The sequence below is a fragment of the Okeania sp. SIO2C9 genome (assembly GCF_010672455.1).
GTDB lineage: Bacteria > Cyanobacteriota > Cyanobacteriia > Cyanobacteriales > Microcoleaceae > Okeania.
Map to the genome: position 1 here is coordinate 1 of NZ_JAAHGO010000144.1, position 11,024 is coordinate 11,024.

Here is an 11,024-nt window from a genome sequence, read left to right on the forward strand (position 1 = left end):
CTCCTGTCTCCTGTCTCCTGTCTCCTGTCTCCTGTCTCCTGTCTCCTGTCTCCTGTCTCCTGTCTCCTGTCTCCTGTCTCCTAGCTAGAAAAATTTAATATTTATGAAGATACGCTTAGGGGTTCTATAGAGATGTCTACCTGTTTTGAAATTCTACAGACTAACAGAGCGTTAGCGATAGCTTTGCCCTAGCGATCGCTACTTGCCGTAGCAAAAATTTGAGCATCTCCACTAACAGTCACAGCATTAATTGAGGCAGTATGTGCTTTGATAACTGCTGCAGTTGTAAATCGGAAGTTTCTGTGAGTGAGGTAGAAAAACTTGATTTATCTTCTTCTTTCTTCAAGGCAAATATTTCTGCACGACACTCCAACCAGTCAAAGATACTGTTGCAAAACTAAACAACAGAATAATATTAGTCGTGATATGAAGCGATCGCGCCCAAGGTTGTTTAGGATTAATCTGAGTCGCACTCCACGCGGAAACTAACACCAATGTCACAACAGTTAAACCTGCGGGTAAATGAGCGGAATGACCCAAGTCACCATAATAGCCAATAGTCCCCACCAAACCAATTGTTAGTAACAAAATTACTAACAATACCATTATACCACCAATAATATAATGAAATGCTCGTAACCATTGGGGACGTTTTTGTTTGTTATGGCGAGCAAAAAACATCCAACCGCCTGTTACTGCTAATAATGAATAGGCAAATAGAGAAAGACCCATAGACCAAGCTGCTATTTTCCAAAGCCACAAAAAAGAAGGTAAATTCATTGATATTAATTGTAATTTTGACAGTCCAGAAAAGAGGGAACAGGGAGGAGCAATTGATAATTTAATGGGCCTTTAAATCTGACACTGAACGGCCACTTGATACAAAATCTGATTGCATAATAGTTGCCATTTAAAAAAATGGTGTTATAACAAAAGCATACACGAAATTAAAGCAGATATGCGAACCGCCTACCAGTACAAGCTATTGCCCAACAAAGAACAAGCCACAGTAATAGAGTTGTGGCTGGAATTGTTACGTCGGCAGTACAATTATAGGCTGTATGAGCGGTTTTCATGGTGGGAAGAAAACCGCTGTCCGGTTAACGCTTGCCCCAAGGTGCATGCCAATTTCTCAACTAAGAGATAATCCAGATTATTACTCGTAAGAATTAAGATTTAGTCAATACCAAAGATAAGTTTCCTGAGTACAAGCTGATTCATTCTCAGGTATTACAAGACTGCACAAAACGGGTAAAACTTGCCTTTGATAGATGGTTTAAGACATACAAAAATGGAGATAAATTAGGGAAACCAAGGTTTAAGGGAAAAGGACGTTATCGAAGCTTTTGTTATCCTCAAATCAATCTTGACTGCATTCAAGGAAACAAGATAAACTTGCCCAAAATTGGTAAGGTAAAGTTGATTCAGCATCGACCAATACCAGAAGGATTTCAAATTAAAACTGTTACTATTAGTCGCAAAGCTGACGGTTATTATGTGACGCTATCCCTAGAAAATAAGTCGGTTCCTCAGTTCACAACTGAAGTTAAACCTACTTCAGAAAATACTTTGGGGATAGACATGGGGTTAAAAGACTTTTTGCTAACAAGTAACGGAGAATCGGTTCCCATTCCTCAATATTATCGAAAATCTCAGAAGCGATTAAAGACTCTACAAAAACGCTTATCCCGTAAGAATAAAGGCAGCAAAAGATGGTTAAAAGCTCTTCTAGCTGTAGCTAAACAACATAAAAAAGTAGCTGACAAGCGTAAAGATTTTCATTTTAAAACAGCCAATGAATTGTTATCAAAAGCGGAGGCGATCGCCCACGTAGACGCGGAGCGGCGTGCCGGAGGCAAACTTAAACATTAAAGGGCAAGCATTGACCCGTTTGAGTAAATCAATTAACGATGCGATTTGGGGGTAAATTCCTAACTATTTTGACTGTCAAAGCCGGAAATGCTGGAGGTGAAAACCATAGCAGTGAACCCCCAAAATACCAGCCAAGATTGCTCAAACTGTGGGGAAAAAGTTCCCAAAGAATTATCTCAAAGAACCCATTCTTGTCCGCATTGCGGCATAGTAATAGACCGCGACTTAAATGCGGCGATAAATATCAAAAATAGGGAGGTAGGGCATTCCGTCCTTAAAGCACGCGCTTGCCCGACGGGATACCGGGGCTAAGAAACGAGATATCTTACACTAAGCTGATGCTATAGTGTGGGAGATGTCACATAACTTCATTTAATGTTGTTGTTCTATTTTGGGACATTTAACTATTGTCCAACAGTTAAGGAAAAAAACCATGGGTACTAGAGAAGCATCTTTTTTATTAGGTATATCTCGTCAACGTTTATTAGTTTTATTAGCTCAAGGAAGAGTCAAAGGAGCACAGAAAAAAGGTAGATTCTGGGAAATACCAGTATCAGAAAGTGGAATGCCTGTAATAATTCCGGCTCGGCGCGGTCCGAAAGGTATGTGGCGCAAGAGAGAATCTACTACACCAAAAATGATTCATGTCAATCAAAACAAAATTAAAAGTAATAAAGGTAAGCCTCCAACAGAATTGGAAGCTGTAGTGTCAGTCAAGCATGGCAGTGATAACCATTATGGTTATGAGTTATATATTTCAGGTCCTTGCCAAATCGTCTATCGACCTTATAAACCAACAAGTTGTGGCGCTCATCTGTGGATTAATACTTATCATCCAGTGCAATTTATAGATACTAAATCGAATCCAGCTACCGCAAGGCAATCTAGTAAACAAATCTACGCATAGCCTGGTTTCAAAGGCAGTCCGATCATCATCAAAAAATATTTATTCGCTCAGAGCAGCTCAACTGACAATAACTTCAGTAGGCTTGGTGCTGTTTGTTTGTCGGAAATCGTCACAGTATTAAGGTAGAAAATTTTGATTTTCCTAATTGTTTGAACTCTCCACACTTCTCACACTCCCCTACTCCCCTCCTGACTCCTGACTCTGAAAGTATTAAAATTAATATCATACACTAATTCAGCAACGCCAAAAATTTTATCATGCCTACCTATACTGGAATTTCTAGTGAAGCTTTTCGCCATCCTTTGGACCGGGAAGCGGAAAATGCTTTACGCAGCGTGCCTGGGTTTGACTTAATTGCCAGCAAATTTGTAGAATTTGTTTACGAACGCCCACAATATGTTTATTTAATGGGAAATAGTATTCAAGTTGGGCCTCGTCAATATGCTAGTATCTATCAGATATTTCGGGGATGCGTTAGAGATTTAGATATACTCCCCGAACCTACTTTATTTGTATCTCAAAATCCTCAAGTAAATAGCTATTCTTTGGGCAAAGAACAACCTTTAATTGTCCTCAATACTGGTCTTTTGGACTTATTAAATGAGACAGAATTAAAGACTGTACTAGCTCACGAATTAGGACATATTAAGTGTGGCCACCCAACTTTAAACCAGATGGCAATTTGGGCAATGGGTATAGCTTCTATGATTGGGGAAGTAACATTTGGTTTAGGTAATGTAGTTAGTAGTGGATTGATTTATGCTTTCTATGAGTGGCGACGCAAAGCTGAGTTATCAGCAGACCGGGCAGCTTTGTTAGTGATGGATGACCTAAATTTAGTTATGCAAACTATGATGAAATTGGCTGGGGTAAGTAGTAAGTATGCCAATGAGTGTAGTTTACAAGAGTTTATTCGTCAGTCCGATCATTATCAAGACTTAGACCAAGATGGCCTAAATCAAATGTATAAATTCTTACTTTATAATGGTGGTCAGGGTGTAATGTTGAGTCATCCTTTTCCTGTGGAAAGGCTACGGTATTTACAAAATTGGGCAAATTCTTCGGAATATCGTCAAATTCGTGCTGGTAACTACAAAAAAGTTGGTGCTGAGGGTGCTGTTGAGGTTGAAGTAGAGTCCCCAAAAAATGAATCTGAAGAGTTGCGCCGTCAAATTCAGGAACTCCAAAAGGAAATTAATCGAATTAAGGGGAATTAAAAATATACTCTACTTCCTAAATTTATCCGGAAATTAGCTTGTACCTGGATGTAGTTAATAGTATGAAATATTGTAAGCATTTCTCCGGAATGCTGCGCAAACAGCGGTCAGCTAGCCTCCTATGGTCAGAACTTTCCTAGGTCATGCTACGCAAACGTTAACAGCTATCAGCTTTATTATCTTTAGTGGACTATTTAAGCTCTTTGAACTATACAAAATAATCGGGTATTTATAATTATGTTACAAGATAAAAATAAGAATGGTTATAGCAAAGCACCTCTATTTTGGGGTCTGAGTAAAGCAGGAGCGATCGCTCTGACAGTAACAGCGACAGTTATGGGATTTACTAATCCTCCTAGAAGTGAATATGTTAATTATGCTTCTAATAAACTGGCAACTGAAATTAGAGAATCTGTTTGTAAAGAGTCAAAAGTTCCAGATTTTTTGAGTGATTTTACTGGTGATTTTGTTAAAAGCTGTGAAAAGCTAATTAAGAGTCAAAGAACTACTATTAAAGAATTAATGGATAATGCCACTCAACGTCAGAATTTAATATTATTTAGTCTTTATACTACTGAGTTTCAAGGTAATAGATATCAGACTATTGGTGCAGTGGGAAATTTTCTGACATTTCCACCACAGAAAATCGAGCAAAATTAATTACAATTTATGCTAATTCAGTAAATTTTGTAGAGGCGTTTTATTTGACGTCTCTATATTCTTTTTAGATGTATCAATAGTAAGTTTTTATATTTCATATTACTTTACTTATTTGGCTAATATTCTATAACCCACATTCCGCACCACAAAATGTAGTATAGAAGAAGGAGACAGGAGGCAGGAGACAGGAGACAGAATTTTAGAAGAAAATCATAGCTGTCGCGATTGAGTACACGATCAAGCAAGTATTTATGCGTAAATTTTTTACTGGGAATTTGGTGAACAAAAAAAGTAATTGAGATGATTTGCGATGATTTGCATAGTATAAATACCTACCAAGCTACGGATTTACACACTACTTTTAATGATACAAATTGAAGTGCGGAATGTGGGCTATAAACTATTCCTGCGATTTATTTCAAAAGTTTTTGCCTAGATAGCTAACAGTTATTATTCTGGAAATTCCCTAATTTCTAGTGAAATTTTAACAATTTACAGATCCATAATTTGAAATAATCTTTAAGTTTCAACTATAGTTAATCATAATTATGGATAATAACATAAATCAAATTGACAGAATTAAAGCTATAGTCACAAATGAAAGAAAAGTACAATATCGAATATCATCCCAAAATGGGTAAAATTTTTACTGCAAATAATACTTACCATAAATAATGAGCTTATATGTGTGGGAAGATGTACAGGTTTAGCACCAACTCGTGACAACTATTCTTTACAACTCAGCGATCAAATTCACGTTCACCTTGATGAACCAGCACAGCTATTTTCTCATAGTTGTGACCCAAATGCTTATGTTAAAAATAACAGTTTTGATGGCTATAGTTTCTATGCTGCTAGAGAAATTAAAGCGGGTGAAATAATTGCATTCCACTATGGAATGACTGAGGCATATTCTACTGCAGTGCCAGAATGTTCCTGCAATTCCAAGAATTGTATGGGTAGATCCATTGGTTTTAAAGAAGCTTCTCCCGATCTGCAAGTTTATCTGTACGGCTTAGGAGTAGCAAATTATCTCCGTCAGTATTACGAAAGTCAAAATTGACAACCGCAGACACCTATTATTTTGTTTACCTACTTAACTTTCTCATGGTGTTTGATATTAGGTATATCTAATATCATGTCCGGATAATTAGTGATGAAAAAACTTTTTCTCGTAAGCGCCTTTTCTTCCCTTCCGCCTTCTGCTATCCTAGATAACTAAAGCTATCCTAGATAACTAAAGCCATCCTAGATAACTAAAGCCATCCTAGATAACTAAAGCCATCCTAGATAACTAAAGCCATCCTAGATAACTAAAGCCTTCTGCCTTTTTGCACTAATAACCCCTGTGGCGGTCAATTACATTTTTCAATGGCCTTCCCGCTCGACTGCAATTAATCGTATCAAGAATAACACCAGCTAGTTCATCAGGACGACCAGGAGCAGCGATATGGGGAGTAACAATAATCTGCGGATGAGACCAAAAAGGATTGTCTGTAGGCAAGGGTTCGGTATCGAAAACGTCCAAACAAGCACCTGCAATTTGACCTGAGTCTAATGCACTTAATAAATCTGCTTCTACCAAATGCTTACCTCGACCAACATTAATTAAATAAGCTCCGGTTGGTAAAGCTGAAAAAGTATCATCACATAGAATACCTTCAGTTTGCGGAGTCAGTGGCAGCAAACAAACGATCGCCTGACATTTGCTCAAGAAAAGCTTAAACTGTTCGTTCCCATAAAAACACTCCACTCCTGCAACTACTTTGGGGGTTCGACCCCAACCACGCACGGGAAATCCTATCAATGCCAACTTTTTGGCCACCATCAAACCAAGATTACCCATTCCCAAAATACCCACAGTAAATGAACTAGCATCTTGTACAGGTAGCTCTTCCCAACGTTGCGATCGCTGCAATGCTTGGTATTCAATAAACCTTCGTTGAAAAAGCAAAACAGTTAGAGTGACATATTCTGCCATTTGCAATGTTTTGCCCTCAGATACCAGACGAACTATAGGAATATTATCTGGCAGATCGGGGTCTCCTAAAATCCTATCTACGCTCGCTCCTAAAGAAATAATTAGCTGAAGATTAGGAAATTTTTGCATGATTCCGAGTGGTGGTAACCATGCCAGCACAATCTCAATTTCTTCGAGTTTCCCAAACTCAGGCCAGATTCGCAAATCTAGATTTTGCCTCTCTTTCTTCAATTGGGCGATGAACATGGTAAACCAGATATCTGTCGGATCTATTTCTGCAAGTATGAGAACTGCCATTGTTCAAATTCCTGTAGTCAATATAGAATTTTTTTCCCTTATGGGTTTAATACCATATCCGGTTTACATAGAAGGTTTATTGTGAGAATAAGGCAGAAGGCAGAAGGCAGAGGGCAGAAGGGTTAGAATAATTTGGACAAATTCGCTTTTCATAACCGGATTTGGTATTAATACCATGCATGAAAAAAGAATGTTACGAATAATAAGCGTGATTAAAAGACTTCAAAGGAGATGTCCCTTTGAGAGAAAAGAGAATTTCCTAGTTCAAAACTGGGTGGTGGTGCATAGTAATGGTAAAGGAAGTGTGGGGAGATGGGGACCCACCCGCGCACCCCTCCGGTGGAGGGGAATGTGGGGAGATGGGGAGTGTGGGAAAAATTAAAAAATATATATCCTCACCATTACCATGCAGGACTACCCAAAACTGGTATTAAAGCCGTTCATTCTGACTCCTGACTCCTAATACCCATGCGCCTTATGAGCTGTTTATACAAGCTTGTTGCAGCTTCTTTAGTATACTCATCCACTTTTTTCTTCTTCCTTCTTCCTTTTTCCTTTTTCCTTCTTCCTTGTTCAATTATTTTCTAAAGCGGCTACAATTTCCTCCCGCTGACCAAGAGTGCTGAGACGCAAATATCCTTCCCCACTCGAACCAAAAATACAACCGGGAATGCCCACAATACCTCTAGATTGCAACATTTTTTCAAAAAACTGCCAAGAAGATAAGCCTTGAGGTGCTTTGACCCAAACAAAAGGACTATCAACACCACCAAAGCACTTTAGTCCATACTCTGCTAAACCCTCCCGGAGCAAGCGAGCATTTTGTAGGTAATAATTTACTACCTCTTGACATTCTTTTTGTCCTGCGGAAGATAAAGCAGCGATCGCCCCGTATTGGGAAATATTGGCAGTTCCCCAGAATTTAACGGCGTGTCTAATTCGCCATAGATGATTTAATTCTCCAGGTACTGTATTTTGAATTGTTAGTGCTTCAGGAATAACGCACCAACCTACTCTCAAACCTGTAAAATTTGCCATTTTGGAGAAACTACCAATTTCAATGGCACATTCTTGTGCTCCTGCAATTTCATAAATGCTTCGAGGGATATTTGGGGTGGTAATAAACGGACTATAAACTGCATCAAAAATAATCACAGCTTGGCAACTTTTAGCATAATCCACAAAAGCTTTCAGGCATTCCTTAGTGGCAACTGCTCCGGTGGGGTTATTAGGAAAGCACAGATAAATCAGGTCTACTTTTTCTTCTGGCAGTTTTGGCACAAAATTATTTTGCTCATCACAGATTAAATTGACCAAGGTGCGACCAGCGAGTAAAGTTCCTTCTACAAAAGAAGGATAAGCAGGATTTTGTACTGCCACTTTATTATCTGGAGCAAACAATTCTTGAATATTCACCGAAGCTGACTGAGCGCCATCACTTATAAAAATTCCGGATGGATCTAGTTTGATGCCCAAATTTTGCTGGTAATAGTTAGCACAAATTGCTTTTCTCAGGGTAGGATTTCCTGTGATATCTTCATATCCCGTATAAGTTTTGGGGTCTCCCAATCGATTTGTGGCATCCACTAAAGCTTGCACTACTGTGGGTGTTAAAGGTTGAGTGGTATCGCCAAAAGCCATCATAAAAATTTTCTGTTGGGGATGGGTTTTTCGATAAGCTTCAACTCTACCCCACACTTTCTGAAACACGATTTCGGTATAGGTTTTCTCTCCTGTTAGCTGATTTAGTTGTAAATTTTTAGTAGCCATTTGATTTTGTAGCTATATCGTTACGCGCTAGGGAATAGGGAACAGGGAATAGCAAACTTTAAAAGGGTTTTAGGATTGAAAAATGTCCGTGCCCAATTATTGTAGTGCTATTATTATAGGACTTAAGCATGAACACTATTGGTAGGGTGTGTTAGCGGTAGCGTTACGCACAAAACCCTATGTATATTATTAATGCGTAAATCCTGATTTAATTGAAATAGCAGTCAATTGATTTCATTTCAATTGGTCAGCTACCTCTTTTAATTGTTTGACAATTTATTTGTTTTTATGAATTCTTGAACCATAAAGTCTGGCAGAAAAAACTGTAATTATTTTGATTACATCTTGTGCTCAGATTTCTTCAAAAGTAGAATCTTCAGAACGATTAATAATAACTACTATTGTTTTGCTTAACACTTATAGCAGTTCTGCTGCTTCAGATATAGTTAATAAGTTAGACATATATCTAGTATATCACAAGAAATATCAAGTAGTGTAAAATTTTCTCCAATTATTTTAATACTGTTGATAACTCAAACCACCCGCTTTTTCACGCTAAATGTGGGGGGACACCGAAACCACCGATTTTAGCTTTTAGCTGATAGCTGATAGCTGATAGCTGATAGCTAGTTAAGATTGAGTAAGAAAATACTGTTAAAGTTATTAACAGTATCTCCAAAACCTTCGAGGTTTTTTATTTAAGAAACTTGTAGTATTTTTTTACTCAACTTTTAACCTATTTTCGATGTACTGGGAGAGTTTATATTTTTTCAACACATCTAGGGGTAAATGAGCAGCTCCTTGAATATATCCAAGACAATTTTCGCTTTGACAAAAACAATCAAAACCTCGATCCATAGACCATTCTGTTGATGGATAAAAGAATGTAAACTCTTCTCCCATTTCGATATTTCGTAGAGCAATTACTACCATTTTTTGAGTATCGAAAAAAACATTAGGACTGCAACTATGATTGATATATTGCAAAAATTCTGGGTCGAGCATAATATGTTGACTATCGCCGATTTGGACGGTTAAATAGTTGGGGCGATCGAGAATTTCTTTACCACCAAAATTACTTATAATTTGTCCAGGCTTAAATTCAACGGTGGCATATAAAGATTTGTCACCAGTAGTCTGACTCTCCCTAATTTCAGCAATTGACCCAATTTTTGTGATTTTTTCACTTACTAGCATAAATTTCTATTCTGATTTGACAACAATTTTGAGAACTAAATCTCTGGCAATTACAAACAATAAACAATATTATAGTTCATAAAAATATGGTCAAATATGACATATCCTTCGGAACGCAGGTGTTACTCTGACGCTCGTGTTAGCGCAGCTCCTCCGGAGGAGGCACTACAACACCACGCCAGTTGCTTTAAGTCGGGAAACCCGCAAGGGCCAACTGGCTCCTCTATCCCATAGTCAAAGGCAAAAGGGAGCTGCTTTTTTCATAATGTTCAAAGAACCGTTGACGTGACTCATTGATTAATCCAATGCTTGCGGTACGATTGCATTCCTCTTTGTCTTGATGCAGTCGCTCATGGGGGAAACCCCCTTTGGCGGCGCTGCATCGCTTTACTCTTTTTCCTGAAAAGGTGACATGATTTTTTTCACCTTCAGTGTACACTGGAATCAAATCATTATCTATAAAACTTGCTTTTGACGTGTAAGATTCTTCTGTAAGAATAACATCTATCCCTACCATTTTTGCTTTATAAGATAACATTTCTATTAACTTGTTATAGGGAACAGATACAAAGTTTTGATTATTTATTTTCCCTAAATTTATCTTCTGCTTCCACTCTTCATTGTGCCCAATTATCAAAGTTCCTATTTTCTTATTAATTAGAGTATCAATAATCAAATAGGACGCAATACGCAAGATAATCGTTGATGTTGAATTCTCTCTTGTTACAAAGTTTTTTCAGCCTCTTACTTGATTGATTCTCCCGGAGTTGAGATTGTAGGAAACTCTTAACTTTATTATAGTATTGATTGATAGATTTTAACGGTCTGCCATTTATCACTCTTTGGTTTAATTCCGGCGGTTATTAAAGGTTAATGTAGCTAGATTGTTTAATCCTATATCAATACTAGCACAACGATTTTTCTCTAGCTCGTATTGTTTTTCGCATTTCTCATAAATGACCTCTATTACATAATGATTAAGTTTAGGGACGAGAGGAACTTGTTTAATTTGTGAAGCAGACACTAAAGTTTTTAGATAAATCCCAGTTTTACTCAGATTAATAATTCCTTGTTTTAATTGCCTCTTGCTGATGGCTTGTGTTGTATAAACTACAAGAAATCT

The 11,024-nt window shown here is 37.8% G+C and carries 13 protein-coding genes and 2 pseudogenes; 8 read left to right on the forward strand and 7 right to left on the reverse strand.

Annotated elements, in window-relative coordinates:
* Positions 1–342: 342 nt before the first annotated feature.
* Positions 343–780, reverse strand: coding sequence for a DUF4079 domain-containing protein (locus F6K23_RS38915; RefSeq protein ID WP_293166329.1), 438 nt, complete (start codon positions 778–780; stop codon positions 343–345).
* 178 nt (positions 781–958) lie between these two features.
* On the opposite strand from F6K23_RS38915, the gene F6K23_RS42625 reads away from it, so the two are divergent.
* From F6K23_RS42625 to F6K23_RS38940, 7 genes are all read left to right on the forward strand, one after another.
* Entirely contained in the window at positions 959–1,147 is a 189-nt protein-coding gene (locus F6K23_RS42625) for a helix-turn-helix domain-containing protein (protein WP_367267956.1), read from the forward strand.
* Positions 1,148–1,215: 68 nt separating this feature from the next.
* Positions 1,216–1,872 (forward strand): RNA-guided endonuclease InsQ/TnpB family protein, encoded by a 657-nt coding sequence (locus F6K23_RS42630; RefSeq protein WP_367267958.1) that lies wholly within the window; start codon positions 1,216–1,218, stop codon positions 1,870–1,872.
* Between the two features lie 87 nt (positions 1,873–1,959).
* Positions 1,960–2,184 (forward strand): zinc ribbon domain-containing protein, encoded by a 225-nt coding sequence (locus tag F6K23_RS42635; protein ID WP_367267957.1) that lies wholly within the window; start codon positions 1,960–1,962, stop codon positions 2,182–2,184.
* Between the two features lie 121 nt (positions 2,185–2,305).
* On the forward strand, positions 2,306–2,779 hold the full coding sequence (locus F6K23_RS38925) for a hypothetical protein (protein WP_293166331.1): 474 nt from the start codon (positions 2,306–2,308) through the stop codon (positions 2,777–2,779).
* 257 nt (positions 2,780–3,036) lie between these two features.
* Positions 3,037–3,996, forward strand: coding sequence for a M48 family metalloprotease (locus tag F6K23_RS38930; RefSeq protein WP_293166333.1), 960 nt, complete (start codon positions 3,037–3,039; stop codon positions 3,994–3,996).
* A 237-nt stretch (positions 3,997–4,233) separates the two neighbouring features.
* Positions 4,234–4,656 carry a DUF4359 domain-containing protein gene (locus tag F6K23_RS38935; RefSeq protein ID WP_293166335.1) on the forward strand — a complete coding sequence of 141 codons (423 nt, stop codon included), beginning with the start codon at positions 4,234–4,236 and terminating at the stop codon, positions 4,654–4,656.
* Positions 4,657–5,344: 688 nt separating this feature from the next.
* Positions 5,345–5,719: an SET domain-containing protein-lysine N-methyltransferase gene (locus F6K23_RS38940; RefSeq protein ID WP_293166337.1), complete on the forward strand. Its 375-nt coding sequence runs from the start codon at positions 5,345–5,347 to the stop codon at positions 5,717–5,719.
* 273 nt (positions 5,720–5,992) lie between these two features.
* On the opposite strand, the gene F6K23_RS38945 is transcribed toward F6K23_RS38940, so the two are convergent.
* Positions 5,993–6,934, reverse strand: a complete 942-nt coding sequence (locus F6K23_RS38945; protein WP_293166339.1) for a glyoxylate/hydroxypyruvate reductase A — start codon at positions 6,932–6,934, stop codon at positions 5,993–5,995.
* 290 nt (positions 6,935–7,224) lie between these two features.
* On the opposite strand from F6K23_RS38945, the gene F6K23_RS38950 reads away from it, so the two are divergent.
* A complete protein-coding gene (locus F6K23_RS38950; RefSeq protein WP_293166341.1) occupies positions 7,225–7,368 on the forward strand; it encodes a hypothetical protein in 144 nt (47 codons plus the stop codon).
* Between the two features lie 139 nt (positions 7,369–7,507).
* Here F6K23_RS38950 and F6K23_RS38955 read toward each other — a convergent pair whose 3' ends face one another.
* The 5 genes and pseudogenes from F6K23_RS38955 to F6K23_RS38970 form a co-directional block, all read right to left on the reverse strand.
* Positions 7,508–8,704, reverse strand: a complete 1,197-nt coding sequence (locus F6K23_RS38955) for an LL-diaminopimelate aminotransferase (RefSeq protein ID WP_293166343.1) — start codon at positions 8,702–8,704, stop codon at positions 7,508–7,510.
* Positions 8,705–8,980: 276 nt separating this feature from the next.
* A pseudogene (locus F6K23_RS43060) lies at positions 8,981–9,103 on the reverse strand (IS607 family transposase); the annotation flags it as partial.
* Positions 9,104–9,424: 321 nt separating this feature from the next.
* Positions 9,425–9,901, reverse strand: coding sequence for an SET domain-containing methyltransferase (locus tag F6K23_RS38960; protein ID WP_293166345.1), 477 nt, complete (start codon positions 9,899–9,901; stop codon positions 9,425–9,427).
* A 223-nt stretch (positions 9,902–10,124) separates the two neighbouring features.
* Positions 10,125–10,595, reverse strand: coding sequence for an IS200/IS605 family accessory protein TnpB-related protein (locus F6K23_RS38965; RefSeq protein WP_293166347.1), 471 nt, complete (start codon positions 10,593–10,595; stop codon positions 10,125–10,127).
* 153 nt (positions 10,596–10,748) lie between these two features.
* A pseudogene (locus F6K23_RS38970) lies at positions 10,749–11,024 on the reverse strand (RNA-guided endonuclease TnpB family protein); the annotation flags it as partial.

Bases quoted from the DNA above. Each gene is read 5' to 3' on its own strand.
- F6K23_RS38915 (WP_293166329.1), bottom strand. From the start codon at position 780: ATGAATTTACCTTCTTTTTTGTGGCTTTGGAAAATAGCAGCTTGGTCT.
- F6K23_RS42625 (WP_367267956.1), top strand. From the start codon at position 959: ATGCGAACCGCCTACCAGTACAAGCTATTGCCCAACAAAGAACAAGCC.
- F6K23_RS42635 (WP_367267957.1), top strand. From the start codon at position 1,960: ATGCTGGAGGTGAAAACCATAGCAGTGAACCCCCAAAATACCAGCCAA.
- F6K23_RS38925 (WP_293166331.1), top strand. From the start codon at position 2,306: ATGGGTACTAGAGAAGCATCTTTTTTATTAGGTATATCTCGTCAACGT.
- F6K23_RS38930 (WP_293166333.1), top strand. From the start codon at position 3,037: ATGCCTACCTATACTGGAATTTCTAGTGAAGCTTTTCGCCATCCTTTG.
- F6K23_RS38935 (WP_293166335.1), top strand. From the start codon at position 4,234: ATGTTACAAGATAAAAATAAGAATGGTTATAGCAAAGCACCTCTATTT.
- F6K23_RS38945 (WP_293166339.1), bottom strand. From the start codon at position 6,934: ATGGCAGTTCTCATACTTGCAGAAATAGATCCGACAGATATCTGGTTT.
- F6K23_RS38950 (WP_293166341.1), top strand. From the start codon at position 7,225: ATGGTAAAGGAAGTGTGGGGAGATGGGGACCCACCCGCGCACCCCTCC.
- F6K23_RS38955 (WP_293166343.1), bottom strand. From the start codon at position 8,704: ATGGCTACTAAAAATTTACAACTAAATCAGCTAACAGGAGAGAAAACC.
- F6K23_RS38960 (WP_293166345.1), bottom strand. From the start codon at position 9,901: ATGCTAGTAAGTGAAAAAATCACAAAAATTGGGTCAATTGCTGAAATT.